The following is a 13831-nucleotide window of genomic DNA, read 5'->3' on the forward strand; positions in this document are numbered from 1 at the left end:
GACGGCGAGAGCGTGGTGCTCAAGGGCACCGTGGGGGAGCAGTGGGTCACCAAGATTGACAAGGTCATCGAGACCTACACCAAGGCCGACGGCACTGCCCTCACGGCAGAGGATTTCACCAGCCGCAAGGATACCTTCATCGACCTGAAAACCAAGGCCGAACCGGACACCAACTTCGCCTGCTTTGTCCCGGTTGATGTGCGCCTCACTGTGAACACCGCCTGGGGCGATGTGCTCCATGTGAACGACCCCGCCTCCGAGCACGGATACGGCGACTACCTGATCTGCCCCAACAAGGACGGCGCGCCCGACTTCTCCGATGTCTGGGTGGTCAACGGCCGGCAGTTTGTGACAAACTATGATACCAGCCGGGCCCCCGTGGTGGGCAGCGTGGCCGCCGTTGAGAAGTACGGCAACCTGGACCTGGATATCAAACCCGCAGCCCTCTATGCCGCCGGCCTGGAGCTGGGCGATGTGCTGGATGTGACGGTTAACGGAGTGAGTCTGGAGATCCCCTTCTGCACCGCGTACAGCGACGTCAACACCGGCGAAAACGTGGTGCGGGACAACCAGGAGAGCGACATCCTGGTTATCGCCATCAACATGGGCGACTTCGCCGGCACTTACGGCGTGGAGGAGGGCGACGTGGTCTCCTTCACGCTGGCCGAGAAGGCCGGCTACCTGGGCCAGTACCAGGCCCATCAGCTCCAGCGCACCAATGAGCGGAGCGACTACGCCTCTGACGAGGTGTTTGCCAACTTCCGCCCCATTGTTTTGGGGAACATCGCCGAGGGCGTTCTCTACCGTACCAGCAGCCCCGTGAACCCTGAGATCGGCCGCGCCTCCTATGCCGACGATCTGCTTGAGAAGGCCGGCGTCAAGACCGTTGTCAATCTGGCCGACAGTGACGAGGCCATCCAGGGCTACTTTGCCGCCGAGGGCTTTGACTCCCCTTACTACAAGAGCCTGTATGAGGCGGGCAATGTGATTGCCCTCAACATGGGCGTGGATTACAAGTCCCAGGATTTCCAGAGCAAGCTCAAGACCGGCCTGGAGTTCATCATCGCCCACGAGGGGCCCTATGCCATCCACTGCAACGAGGGCAAGGATCGGGCAGGCTTCACTGCCATCCTGCTGGAAGCCCTGATGGGCGCCTCTCAGGATGAGATTGTGGCCGACTACATGGTCTCCTATGAGAACTACTACCATGTGGAGAAGGGCTCCGAGCAGTACAGCCTTATCTCCCAGGTGGCTGTGGGCATGCTCCGCGACCTGGCGGGTCTGGAGAAGGACGCCGACCTCTCTGAGATAGATCTGCAGAAGGCCGCAGAGAGCTATCTGACCGGCATCGGCCTTACCGCCGACCAGATCTCCGCCCTCACCGCACGGCTGTCCACCCCGATTGCCGGCTGAGCCTGCGCCGGCCCGGCTGCATAAAAAATACCGGCCCCCGGAGACCATTGCAGGTTCTCCGGGGGCTGGTATTTTGCTGCTGGTGCTTCCAAAGCGGCACAGCCGAGAGGGACGGAGCGGGGCGCGCCCGGATGGTCAGAGCACCTGGCCCAACAGGCCGTCTCCATAGAGCGCTGTAATTTTTACATCTCGGATTACATTATGTAATGCCTCTCCCCGGGCCATAACCTCCACATAGTTGGGGGCGTGACCGCGCCAGAGGCCGTCCTTCTCCTCCTCAAAGAGGACGGGGAGGGAGACGCCCACCCACTGCTCCAGATAGGCGGCCTTAAGCCGGGCGGCCAACTGGCCCGCCCGGGCGGCCCGATCCTCCTTGACGGCATTGGATACCTGGCCGTCCATCCTGGCCGCCGGGGTGCCGGTGCGGCGGGAGTAGGGGAAGATGTGCATGGCGGAGAAGGCGCATTTTTCCACAAATTCCAGGGTGGATGTGAATTCCTCCTCGGTCTCACCGGGGAAGCCCACAATCAAATCCGTGGTGATGGCGGGGCGATCAAAGAATCCTCGGAGTAATGTAACGCTCTGATAATACCGTGCGGTATCGTATTTCCGGTTCATCCGCTTGAGAACCGTGTCGCAGCCACTCTGCATGGACAGGTGGAAATGGGGACACAGATTGGGCAGAGCGGCGGCGCGGCGGCAGAAATCCTCCGTGATGGTGCGGGGCTCCAGGCTGCCCAGCCGCACCCGCAGCTCGGGTACAGCGCGGCAGATGCCCTCCACCAGGTCGATGAGGCTGGTGCCGTCCTTGAAGTCATGGCCCCAGGAGGAGATCTCAATGCCGGTGAGGACAATCTCCCGATAGCCGTCCCGTGCCAGCTTCTCCGCCTGCTCCACGGCGGCGGAGAGGGGCAGAGAACGCACCGGTCCCCGGGCGTAGGGGATGATACAGTAGGTGCAGAAGTTGACGCAGCCGTCCTCCACCTTGAGCATGGCCCGGGTGCGGCCCTCCAGGCCGCCGGCGGGCAGCTGCTCAAAGCTGCGGTGGGTCATGATGTTGTCCACCAGCATCTCGGGGACCAGCTCCGCCTCTGCCCTGACCAGGCCGGAGAGCCGCTCCACCTCGTTGAGAAAGCCCAGCCGGTCGCCGGTGCCGGAGACCAGATCCACCCCCAGAGCGGCCACGTCGTCGGGCGCGGTCTGGGCGTAGCACCCGCAGACCGCCACCACCGCCGCCGGATTGCGCTTTTTGGCCCGGCGGATGGCGTTGCGGGACTTCCGGTCGCTCACCGCGGTGACGGTACAGGTATTGATGATGTAGGCGTCGGCCTCGTCCTCGAAGGAGACCAGAGTGTGGCCCCGGCGGAGCAGCTCAGCCTCCAGAGCCTGGGTCTCGTACTGGTTGACCTTGCAGCCAAGGGTGTAAATTGCATATCGCATGGTTATCCCTCTCAAGATTCCGGCTCTCCGGCCTTTCTAACTCTGGTGCAAACGGCGAAAATATCGGAGAAACGGAATTTATGTTTGTAATTTTCGGGGGTGGTGCTATAATGGTAGCGGATTCCGTAAGCAGAATCTGCCGTTCAGACTATTTTATCAGTCCGGCGGCGGATTGTACAGACCAAAAGCACAGGAGGCAAAAATACCATGCAGACCTTTTTTGTTTCGCTCACTTCCATCTCTGATGTAAAGAAGTTCGTGGACGCGGCTACCCGCTGCGCCGCTGAGATTGACGTGCTGTCCGGCCGCTATGTGATCAACGCCAAGTCCATCATGGGCCTGTTCTCCCTGGATCTGGCCAAGCCCGTGAAGGTGGAGTTCCACGGCACTGACGCCGGGAGCGAGGCCTTCCGCAAGGACATCGCCGCACTCATCGCGGAGGACGGGGAGTAATCCCCAGCCTCCGGAGCCGCTCCGCGCTCTGCTTCCGCAGGGATGCCGGAGCCGACCGGGCGGAGCCCCCAACATGGGGACTCCGCTTTTTGATAACAATAACAGAGGAGGCGGAGGAATGGCCTACAACTTTTTCGCCTATATCGCCCGGATGAAATATATCAGCCGGTGGGGGCTCATGCGCAATGCGGTGCAGGAGAACATCCAGGAGCACTCCCACATGGTGGCGGTGCTCGCCCATACGCTAGCGGTCATCCGCCGGGACGTGCTGGGCGTGGACTGCGATCCGGGCGCTGCCGCCGTGGCGGCCCTGTACCACGACGCGCCTGAGATTTTTACCGGAGACCTTCCCACCCCTGTGAAGTACTACAACCCCGAGATCCGGGACGCCTATAAAGCAGTGGAGGCGGTGTCGGCGGACAAGCTGCTGTCCATGTTGCCGCCTGAGCTGCGCCCCGCCTACGCCCCCTGGCTGAGGGAGGACTACGACCCGTCCCTCCATGGGCTGGTAAAGGCGGCGGATAAGCTCTCCGCCCACATCAAGTGCGTGGAAGAGGTCAAGGCAGGCAACAATGAGTTCCGCCAGGCCGCCGGGCAGACACTGGAGGCCGTGGAGGCCATGGGCTTGCCGGAGGTGGACTATTTTATTGAGCATTTCCTGCCCGCGTTCGGGCTTACACTGGATGAACTGCAATAATTGAGAGAGGTTGTGAAGCAAATGCGAGCCATCGTCACCGTCATCGGCAAGGACCAGGTGGGTATCATCGCCTCGGTCTGCGCTCTGCTCTCCGAGCACAACGTCAATGTTCTGGACATCAGCCAGACCATTCTCCAGGGGTACTTCACCATGATCATGCTGGTGGACGCCTCCCAGACCACTGTCCCCTTCGCCCAGCTGGTCACGAACCTGGAGCAGGCCGGCAAGGAGAAGGGTGTGGTCATCCACGCCCAGCGGGAAGAGATCTTCAACGCCATGCATACCATTTGAGGTGCCCGCCATGCTGAATCAACACGACATTCTGTCCACCATCAACATGATCAACCAGCAGCACCTGGATATCCGTACCATCACCATGGGTATCTCCCTGCTGGACTGTGCCGACCCCGACCCCAGGGCCGCCTGCCGGAAGATTTATGACAAGATCACCCGCCGGGCGGAGAAGCTGGTGTCCACCGGCGAGGACATCGAGCGGGAGTTCGGCATTCCCATCGTCAACAAGCGCATCTCGGTGACCCCCATGGCCCTGGTGGCGGGCGCCTCCGAGACCGAGGACTTCGTCCCCTTCGCCAAGGCCATGGACGACGCGGCCAAGGCGGTGGGCGTCAACTTCATCGGCGGCTTCTCTGCCCTGGTGCAGAAGGGCGCCACCTCGGGCGACCGGCGGCTCATCGCCTCCATCCCCGAGGCCCTGGCCACCACCGACTTCGTCTGCTCTTCCGTCAACGTGGGCTCCACCAAGGCGGGCATCAATATGGACGCGGTGGCCGAGATGGGCCGCATCATCAAGGCTACGGCGGAGCGTACCGCCGACCGGGGCGGCTTCGGCTGCGCCAAGCTGGTGGTGTTCTGCAACGCGGTGGAGGACAACCCCTTCATGGCCGGCGCCTTCCACGGCGTGGGCGAGGGTGACTGCGTCATCAACGTGGGCGTGTCCGGCCCCGGCGTGGTCTACCACGCCCTCCAGGACGTGAAGGGCCAGCCCTTCGATGTGGTGGCCGAGACCATCAAGAAGACCGCCTTCCGCATCACCCGTATGGGCCAGCTGGTGGCCCAGGAGGCCAGCCGCCGGCTGGACGTGCCCTTCGGCATCGTGGACCTGTCCCTGGCCCCCACCCCCGCCATCGGCGACTCTGTGGCCCGCATCCTGGAGGAGATGGGCCTGGAGGTCTGCGGCACCCACGGCACCACCGCCGCCCTGGCGCTCCTCAACGACGCCGTCAAGAAGGGCGGCGTTATGGCCTCCTCCCATGTGGGCGGCCTGAGCGGCGCCTTTATCCCCGTCAGCGAGGATGAGGGCATGATCGCCGCCGCCGCCTCCGGCGCCCTCCACCTGGACAAGCTGGAGGCTATGACCTGTGTCTGTTCCGTGGGCCTGGACATGATCGCCGTCCCCGGCGACACCAGCGCCGAGACCATCTCCGCCATCATCGCCGACGAGGCCGCCATCGGCATGGTCAATTCCAAGACCACCGCTGTGCGCATCATCCCCGGCCCCGACACCAAGGTGGGCGACACTGTGGAGTTCGGCGGTCTGCTGGGCTCCGCGCCGGTGATGCCGGTGCACCCCTTCGGCTCGGAGAAGTTCGTCCAGCGCGGCGGCCGGATTCCGGCTCCCATGCAGAGCCTGAAGAACTGAGACGGCCGCCGCGGGGCCCCATCAAGGATGGGGCGGTGCTTGCGCCGTACAAGCGTTTTCCCCGGAGGGGAAAACCTTGGCGCAGGCGGAATTCACTTCCGCCGAGCATGTGAAATGAATTCAGGGTTCCCGGCCGGGCAAGCCCGGCAGGGATGGCCGTATCCCGGCCCCCATGCAGAGCCTGAAGAACTGAAGAAACAACCCGCTCTAACGGGATGCACTCCGGCGCGGCGCTGAAAATGCTCCGCGCCGGAGTGCTATTTTCAGCTCATTTTCCTCTAGGAAAATGAGCCGGTTTGGTGTATACTTTTGCCACTGGGAAATCCCATGTGATACTGATGAGGAGGCTGTTTGATATGCCCAAGGTTGACGCATCCAACGCGCTGAGTTTCCTGCCCGAAAACTGGCTGACTGGCCGGGAGGCCGCTCTGGCCGAGGCCCATGCCATGCTCCAGGAGGGCCGTGGCCCCGGCTCCGATTTCCTGGGCTGGGTCCACCTGCCCGAGAACTACGACAAGGAGGAGTACGCCCGCATCAAGGCCGCCGCGGCCAAGATCCGCTCCGACTCCCAGGCCCTGGTGGTCATCGGCATCGGCGGTTCCTATCTGGGCGCCCGCGCCGTCATCGAGCTGCTGGCCTCTCCCAACTATAACCTGTGCAAGAAGGACGGCCCCGAAATCTACTTCGTGGGCAACGGCCTGTCCACCGACGCCATGCTGGAAGTGATGGAGCAGCTCAAGGGCAAGGACTGGTCCATCAACGTCATCTCCAAGTCCGGCACCACCACCGAGCCCGCCGTGGCTTTCCGCATCTTCAAGGCTCTGCTGGAGGAGAAGTACGGTAAGGAGGGCGCCAAGGGCCGCATTTACGCCACTACTGACGCCCACAAGGGCGCCCTGAAGGGCCTGGCCGACGCCGAGGGCTATGAAGAGTTTGTGGTGCCCGACAACGTAGGCGGCCGTTACTCCGTTCTCACTGCCGTGGGCCTGCTGCCCATTGCTGTGGCCGGTATCGATATCGACGCCATGATGGGCGGCGCGCACAAGGCCATGGAGGTCATGGCCAAGCCCGGCCTGGACAATCCCGCCTGGCAGTACGCCGCCGCCCGCAACAGCCTGTATGCCGGCGGCAAGAAGATTGAGCTGCTGGCCTGCTATGAGCCCTCCTTCCGCTTCTTTGCCGAGTGGTGGAAGCAGCTCTACGGTGAGAGCGAGGGCAAGGAGGGCAAGGGTATCTTCCCCGCCAGCGTGGAGTTCACCGCTGATCTGCACTCCATGGGCCAGTATATCCAGGAGGGCGAGCGCCACCTGTTTGAGACCGTAGTCCGCTTTGCTGAGTGCGACGGTGAGATCACCATCCCCAACGATCCCGATAACGTGGACGGCCTGAACTTCCTCTCCGGCAAGCCCCTGTCCTTTGTGGCCGAGAAGGCCTTCCAGGGCGTGGTGCTGGCTCATGTGGACGGCGGCGTGCCCAACCTGTCCGTCACTGTGCCCAAGCGCACCCCCCGGGCTGTGGGCCAGCTGATCTACTTCTTCGAGTACGCCTGCGGCCTGTCCGGCCATCTGCTGAAGGTCAACCCCTTCAACCAGCCCGGCGTGGAGGCCTACAAGAAGAATATGTTCGCCCTGCTGGGCAAGCCCGGCTATGAGGACCGCAAGGCCGAGCTGGAGGCCCGTCTGAACGGCTGAGCCGCATTCGGCCTTGCGAGCGCCGCGGATGCGGCGTCCCAAGCGTTTTGCGGGGCAAAACCTTGATGCGAGGGCGGATTCACTCCGCCCCGCAGATGGAGGAAACGGGGTCCCCGCGGAATCGGGGATTCCGCGGGGCCGAGCTGGAGGCCCGCCTGAATAAGGGTTAAAAGGAAAGAATTGTGTCCAAAATGATACTGCCCGGACGGATTTTGCTCCGTCCGGGCAGTATTGGTTAAGCATGCCAATGGGGCCCCCTGGAAACATGAAATTTTAGTGAACTTGTGCAAAGCAGTTGCAATCTGAGCGGATAAATGGTAACATAGAGACACAAGGCCGGAGGTGTTCCGGCGTATAATGTAAGGAGTGATTAATATGGTGAGAGTGATCATGGGTGTCAAGGGCACCGGCAAGACCAAGCAGATGATCGAGCTCATTAACTCTGCCGTGCATAGCGAGAACGGAAACGTGGTCTGCATTGAGCGCGGCCCCAAGCTGACCTACGATATTCACTATAAGATCCGCCTGGTGGAGGCGTCCCACTACGAGATGAAGTCCTTTGAGTTCATGAAGGGATTCATCAGCGGCCTCTATGCCGGCGACTACGATATTACCCACATCTTCATCGACAGCCTGACCAAGATCGTTCCCTCCGAGCCCGGCGACGCCGCTGTGGAGGACTTCCTGGACTGGCTCAACACCTTCGGGGAGAAGAACAACATCAAGTTCACCGTCACCATCAGTGCCGACGCCAGCCTGGCGACCGAGGGCGTGAAGAAATACTTCTAAGCGTACGCAGGCGCAAGCCCCCGGAGGGGAATCCCCTCCGGGGGCTTTTCCGCGGCCGTGGACCGGTTCGGACACGGCGGTGGCATTATGAAGAGGAAAGAAGGCGCGGAGTGTGCAGCGTGATCTGACCTGCGGGCCGGTAACCCGGTCCATGCTGCCCTTTGCACTGCCCATGATCCTGGGCAATTTGCTCCAACAGCTCTATAACGTAGCGGACACTCTGATTGTAGGCCGCTGTCTGGGACCGGACGCCCTGGCGGCGGTAGGGTCCTCTTACTCCCTGATGACCTTTCTCACCTCCATTTTGCTGGGGCTGTGCATGGGCAGCGGCGTATATTTCTCCATTCTCTTCGGCAGCCGCGAGGAGGAGAAGCTGCGGGAGAGTATTTTTGTGTCCTTTGTGGTTATCGCTGCCGCCGCTGCCCTGCTCAACGTGGCAGTAATGTCTCTGACAGATCCCATTCTCCACGCGCTGCAAATTCAGGCGCAGATATACAGCATGACCCGGGCCTATGTGCGGGTGATCTTTTTGGGTATCCCCTTTACCTTTCTCTACAATTACTTTGCCACCCTGCTTCGGGCCATCGGCAATTCCGTGGTGCCGCTGGTATTTCTTGGGGTGAGCGCAGTGCTGAACATTGTGCTGGACCTGGTGTTTGTGCTGGTGCTGGACCGGGGAGTGGCCGGAGCGGCGGAGGCCACAGTGATCTCCCAGGCTGTCTCGGCAGCCTGTATCGCCCTGTACGCCTTCCGCAAGGCTCCTCAACTCTGCCCCCGTCGGGCTGAAATGAGGCTGCGGCGGCAGACCGTGGGCAAGATTTTCTCCTACTCCTTTCTCACCTGTGTCCAGCAGTCGGTGATGAATTTTGGCATCCTGATGATTCAGGGCCTGGTTAACAGCTTTGGTGTGGATGTGATGGCCGCCTTTGCCGCGGCGGTAAAGATTGACTCTTTTGCCTACATGCCGGTTCAGGACTTTGGAAACGCCTTTTCCACCTTTATCGCCCAGAACTACGGCGCGGGTAAGGCGGAGCGCATCCGGGCGGGCATCCGCTCCGCCGTCCGAACCGCGCTGGCCTTCTGTGTGGTCATTTCCGTGCTGGTGTTTGCCTTTGCCGCACCCCTGATGACCATCTTTGTGGCGCCGGAGGAGACCGGTATCATCGCTATCGGCGCGGAGTACCTGCGTATTGAAGGGGCCTGCTACTGCGGCATCGGCTGTCTCTTCCTGCTCTACGGCCTCTACCGGGCACTGGGACGCCCCGGCATGTCGGTGGTGCTCACGGTGGTCTCTCTGGGGACCCGGGTGGCTCTGGCCTACCTGCTGGCCCCCATCCCCGCCATCGGCCTGCCCGGTATCTGGTGGGCCATCCCCATCGGCTGGGTGCTGGCTGACGGGATAGGGCTTGTGTTCTACCTGTTTAGAGAGAAAAGGCGGCTGGCAGAGATGAAACAGATGACGGCAGCCTGACAGAATAGAAAAAGCCCGGTCCAGATACAGGACCGGGTCTTTTTACAGATACAGATAAGGCGGAGATCAGAAGGCAGAACGGCGGTTATCGTTGATGACGGCGTCAATGTAGGCCTCCAGCGGGGTAGGCATAGCGGCGCGGATCTGCTCATAGAGGCGGGTCATGTTGGAGTCGCCGGGCTCGCCGAAAGGAACGGGGGACAGCCCGGAGCCGGGGATGATCTGGCAGACTACGTCCTCGGTCTCTTCGTCCAACAGGAGGAAAATGGTGCCTCCCTTGTAGTCGGCCTGGAAGGACTTTTCGGCGTCGACATCCTCGAACCAGCGGTAGCTCTCCGGGGTGAGCCGGCTCCAGGAGAGGGCGCCGTCCTTGGTCAGAGCGGAGATGGTGGAGAAGAACTTGTTGGAAGCCACATTTTCACTATGGGTCATCGTTCCATTGCTCCTTTCATCGGGGCAGCGGCCCCGGCAGAATCACCATTACACCAAACAGTATAACATAAAAATCTGGCGCTTTCTATAAAACATTTGCCCACTTGCAGGGAAAGCGGTGGCGGGGACAGGTGAGGATCGAACTCACCGGGGCGGGACCGCCGCCCCCAGCGGTTTTGAAGACCGCGGGGCTCACCAGATACCCTTCTGCCCCCATGGTGCCGCCAAATATAAATTATATCACAGATTGTCCCTCCGGAGAACCCTGTAATTTCCCGCCCGGCGGGTGAGCCCCTCCTGATCCCAGTGCTCCAGCAGGAGCAGGGCGTATTTCCGGCCGACGCCCGCCCTGTCCCGAAACCGGGCCAGAGTGAGGGTTGGGGCGTCCTGAAACAGCTCCAGCAGCAGGGCACGGGCCCGGCTTAGGGGGCAGCGGTGGATACGGCGGCCCGCCCCCAGAGGCACCAGAATTCCCTGACGGGTCATGGCGGCCATGACCTGACGGCAGGCGGAGGCGTCTGGGCCAAAAGCGTCCTCCACAGCGGCGTCCTCCGGGGCCTCCAGTCCGGCCCGGCGGTACAGGACCTCCAGCCTGTCCCGGATTTTGGCCAGCTCAGGGGTATATCTGGGCCGGAACCCGGGGCGGAACACCATGCCATCCCGCCGGCGGAGCGTGCCCAATTTCTCCAACTCAGCAGACAGAGCTTCAGACAGCCCGCTGTGGTCGGGGAGCAGCCGGGTACACAGGGCCTGCTCCGCCATGCCGGGATCCAGGGGCCGGGCGGCGTGCCAGCTGTCCAGCAGGGCTGCGGCCCGGCGCTCCAGCGCCTCCATAGCGGCGGCGGACAGCCAGAACGCTCCCAGGGGCAGGGCTTTCCCCGCCTGCTCCAGGCGGCGCAGCACCGTCTGTCCCTCGGTCTGGGAGAGCCCTGCGGCCATGGCCAGCTCCTCCAAAGACTGTGGGAAGGCGCGGCCCTCCAGCGCCGCCGCCATGCGGCGGAGAGGGTCGGGGGAGGCCAGAGCGGACAGCCGATCCGCCAGGCCGGGGTCCTTTTTCCTGTGGCGGGGGGACAGGTCCAGCAGCAGGCCGCCCCCCACGGTGGTCACCGGGGAGAAGAAGCGGACCACGAACCGGTCCCCCGCCCGGGCGGCCATGGGGGCGTCCAGCCTCAGTTGGGCAAAACAGGTCTGGCCGGGCAGCAGCTCTGCCCGGTCAAAGAACACGCACCGGCAGAGCAGGGCGGCGGCGCCGTGGTGGAGGTGGAGCCGGGCGCCGTGCTTTACCGAAAAAGGGGAATCCGCCAGCAGAGTCAGCTGCACATCCACCCGGTCGGTGAGACACATGGAGCCGGGGGCGGCCAGGGTGGCCCCCTTCCGGATAGCGCCGGCGTCCCCGGTCAGCAGCAGGGCGGCCCGGCTGCCCGCCTCCAAAATTTCAGCGTCCGCGCCGTGGCACTGGAGTTCCCGCACCCGCACCGACCCAGGTCCGGGGTACAGCGCCAGCACATCGCCGGTGGATACCTGGCCGGCGGACACAGTGCCCGCCGCCACCGTCCCCCGCCCACGGAGGGGAAAGAGCCGGTCCACCTCCAGCCGGAAGGGGAGGCCTGTCCGCCGCCTGCGGGGGGGCAGGGCGGCGATAGCTGCCCGCAGCGCATCCAGCCCCAGGCCGGTTCTGGCCGACACAGTGAGGATGGGCGCGCCCGCCAGAAAGGTGCCCGCCGTCAGGGCGGCGCAGTCCGCTTTTACCTGGGCCAAGCGGTTTTCGTCCGCCAAATCCGCCTTGGTGATGGCTACCATGCCCCGCTCCATGCCCAGCAGATCGCACAGGGCCAGATGCTCCCTGGTCTGGGGCATGATCCCCTCGTCGGCAGCCACAGCGAGAAGCACCCCGTCGGCCCCGGCCGCTCCGGCAAGCATGTTGCGGATGAACTTCTCATGGCCGGGCACGTCCACCAGGTCGGCTGTCCCGCCCCCCGGAAGAGGGAGCACCGCATAGCCCGGCTCGATGGTCAATCCCCGGCGCTTCTCCTCGGCAAGGGTGTCGGTGTCCGTGCCGGTGAGGGCCTTTACCAGAGCGGTCTTTCCGTGGTCCACATGGCCCGCCACCGCCAGAATCAGGCGGCTCACCGCTCTGACCTCCGCACCGACTCCGCCGCCCGGAGAATTTCTCTCTCATCCTCCGCCGACAGGGTACGCACGTCCAGGAGAAGGGCGCCGTGGTGGATGCGGCAGAGAATGGGCACCTCATGGCGCCGGAAGGCGGCCTCCAGCCCCTGAGGTACGCCGGGGCCGGCGGTAACGGCGGCGCAGAAGCCGGGCAGCGCCTCGTTGGGCATGGACCCGCCCCCCACCTGCCCGGTGCAGGGGAGGACAGACACGGTATAGTCCTCCCCCAGGGCCTCTCCCAGTCCGGCAGCCAGATCCCCGGCGCGAGCGCGCAGGTCCTCGGGCCGGGCATTCAGCATGGACAGCGCGGGCAGGGCCTCCCGGGCGCTCTCCGGGTCCCGGAGAAGGAGCAGAGTGGCCTCCAGGGCGGCCAGGGACAGCTTGTCGATGCGCACCACCCGGGCCAGCGGGTGGCGCTTCATGGCGTCGATGTACCGCTTTTTCCCCAGCACGATGCCAGCCTGGGGGCCGCCCAGCAGCTTGTCGCCGGAGAAGCACACCACGTCTGCCCCGTCGGCCAGAGCCACCGCCGCGCTGGGGGCGGGCAGGCTGGGCAGGAAGGCGGGGGAGAGGACACAGCTGCCCAGGTCGCAAAGTAGGGGCAGGCCGTGGGCCGCCGCCAGCCCGGAGAGCTGGGACAGGGGGGTGTCCTCAGTAAAACCCACAATCTGGTAATTGCTGGTGTGAACCTTCAGCAGGGCCAGAGCCTCACCAGAGAGGACGGCCCGCTCATAGTCGGACAGCCGGGTCTTGTTGGTGGTGCCCACCTCCCGGAGGACGGCTCCGCTTGCCGCCATAATTTCGGGCACCCGGAAGGCGCCGCCAATCTCCACCAGCTCGCCCCGGGATACCGCCACTCCTTTGCCCGCCGCCAGAGCGGAGAGCATGAGGAACACGGCGGCGGCATTGTTGTTCACCGCCATGGCCGCCTCCGCCCCGGTGAGAGAGCAGAGCAGGGACTCCACATGGCTGTGGCGGCTGCCCCGGCAGGCGTTGTCCAGGTCGTACTCCAGATTGGAGTAACCCTCCGCAACCGCCATGACCGCTTCCGCCGCCTGAGGAGCCAGAGGTGCCCGGCCCAGGTTGGTATGGAGCACCACGCCGGTGGCGTTGATGACCCGTTTCAGCCCCGGGCGGCTCATAGTCTGGGCCGCCGCGGCGATGTCCCCGGCCAGGGCGTCCACGGACGGCACCGCTGCCCCGGCCAGGACAGCCCGGCGGACTTCCTCCAGCTTGTCCCGGGCGGCCTGACGGACGAGGGCGTAGGGGACGCGCTCCCGCGCAGCAAGCAGAATGGGGTGGGACAGCAGCACGTCCATTTTGGGCAGGGCGCGGAGCGGATTTTCACACATGGACAGCACCTCCGGCAGGTGATTTTTACAGCTTGGATTTCTATATTATAATGGCTGCGGAATAAACCGTAAATCGGTTTATTCCCGCGGCGGAAGCCGCGCAATTCCATAAAAACGGCGCAAAGGAGCCGCTTTTATGAAATTCAGCCATTGTTGCAATGCGTATTTCCGCTGGTGCAAGGGTTTTGGATAATTTTATCCAAAATCTTTGCACCGGAACAAAGCTAAGTGGCCTTGAAAACTTTGGTTTCAAGGCTTTCGGCT

General features: G+C 63.3%; 12 protein-coding genes and 1 tRNA gene. 8 read left to right on the plus strand and 5 right to left on the minus strand.

Features of this window, described 5'->3' with window-relative positions; all coding sequences use genetic code 11:
- Positions 1-1413: tyrosine-protein phosphatase (locus Q0K06_RS04415; protein ID WP_294549075.1), on the plus strand; the 1413-nt coding region annotated here is incomplete at its 5' end.
- A 135-nt stretch (positions 1414-1548) separates the two neighbouring features.
- On the opposite strand, the gene mtaB is transcribed toward Q0K06_RS04415, so the two are convergent.
- Positions 1549-2853 carry a tRNA (N(6)-L-threonylcarbamoyladenosine(37)-C(2))-methylthiotransferase MtaB gene (mtaB, locus tag Q0K06_RS04420; protein ID WP_294549077.1) on the minus strand — a complete coding sequence of 435 codons (1305 nt, stop codon included), beginning with the start codon at positions 2851-2853 and terminating at the stop codon, positions 1549-1551.
- A 207-nt stretch (positions 2854-3060) separates the two neighbouring features.
- On the opposite strand from mtaB, the gene Q0K06_RS04425 reads away from it, so the two are divergent.
- From Q0K06_RS04425 to Q0K06_RS04455, 7 genes are all read left to right on the plus strand, one after another.
- A complete protein-coding gene (locus Q0K06_RS04425) occupies positions 3061-3306 on the plus strand; it encodes an HPr family phosphocarrier protein (protein WP_294549079.1) in 246 nt (81 codons plus the stop codon).
- A 118-nt stretch (positions 3307-3424) separates the two neighbouring features.
- On the plus strand, positions 3425-4003 hold the full coding sequence (gene yfbR, locus Q0K06_RS04430) for a 5'-deoxynucleotidase (protein ID WP_294549081.1): 579 nt from the start codon (positions 3425-3427) through the stop codon (positions 4001-4003).
- A gap of 21 nt (positions 4004-4024) precedes the next feature.
- The gene (locus Q0K06_RS04435) at positions 4025-4294 is read left to right on the plus strand and encodes an ACT domain-containing protein (protein ID WP_294549206.1); all 270 of its coding nucleotides are present in this window, start codon (positions 4025-4027) and stop codon (positions 4292-4294) included.
- A 10-nt stretch (positions 4295-4304) separates the two neighbouring features.
- Positions 4305-5663 (plus strand): PFL family protein, encoded by a 1359-nt coding sequence (locus Q0K06_RS04440; protein WP_294549083.1) that lies wholly within the window; start codon positions 4305-4307, stop codon positions 5661-5663.
- Between the two features lie 356 nt (positions 5664-6019).
- Positions 6020-7354 carry a glucose-6-phosphate isomerase gene (locus tag Q0K06_RS04445; protein WP_294549085.1) on the plus strand — a complete coding sequence of 445 codons (1335 nt, stop codon included), beginning with the start codon at positions 6020-6022 and terminating at the stop codon, positions 7352-7354.
- A gap of 375 nt (positions 7355-7729) precedes the next feature.
- A complete protein-coding gene (locus Q0K06_RS04450; RefSeq protein WP_294549087.1) occupies positions 7730-8143 on the plus strand; it encodes a hypothetical protein in 414 nt (137 codons plus the stop codon).
- 112 nt (positions 8144-8255) lie between these two features.
- Positions 8256-9614: an MATE family efflux transporter gene (locus Q0K06_RS04455; protein ID WP_294549089.1), complete on the plus strand. Its 1359-nt coding sequence runs from the start codon at positions 8256-8258 to the stop codon at positions 9612-9614.
- A 66-nt stretch (positions 9615-9680) separates the two neighbouring features.
- Here the strand turns inward: Q0K06_RS04455 and Q0K06_RS04460 are convergent, their stop codons facing one another.
- The 4 genes from Q0K06_RS04460 to selA all read right to left on the minus strand — a co-directional run bounded on the left by Q0K06_RS04460 (position 9681) and on the right by selA (position 13567).
- Entirely contained in the window at positions 9681-10046 is a 366-nt protein-coding gene (locus tag Q0K06_RS04460; RefSeq protein ID WP_294549092.1) for a hypothetical protein, read from the minus strand.
- Positions 10047-10165: 119 nt separating this feature from the next.
- Positions 10166-10261, minus strand: a tRNA-Sec gene (locus tag Q0K06_RS04465).
- A gap of 25 nt (positions 10262-10286) precedes the next feature.
- Positions 10287-12176, minus strand: coding sequence for a selenocysteine-specific translation elongation factor (selB, locus tag Q0K06_RS04470; protein ID WP_294549094.1), 1890 nt, complete (start codon positions 12174-12176; stop codon positions 10287-10289).
- Entirely contained in the window at positions 12173-13567 is a 1395-nt protein-coding gene (gene selA, locus Q0K06_RS04475; protein ID WP_294549097.1) for an L-seryl-tRNA(Sec) selenium transferase, read from the minus strand. Before selA ends, selB begins: the two co-directional genes overlap by 4 nt.
- Between the last annotated feature and the right edge of the window lie 264 nt (positions 13568-13831).

This window comes from uncultured Pseudoflavonifractor sp. (assembly GCF_944387805.1).
Taxonomy (GTDB): Bacteria; Bacillota; Clostridia; order Oscillospirales; family Oscillospiraceae; genus Pseudoflavonifractor.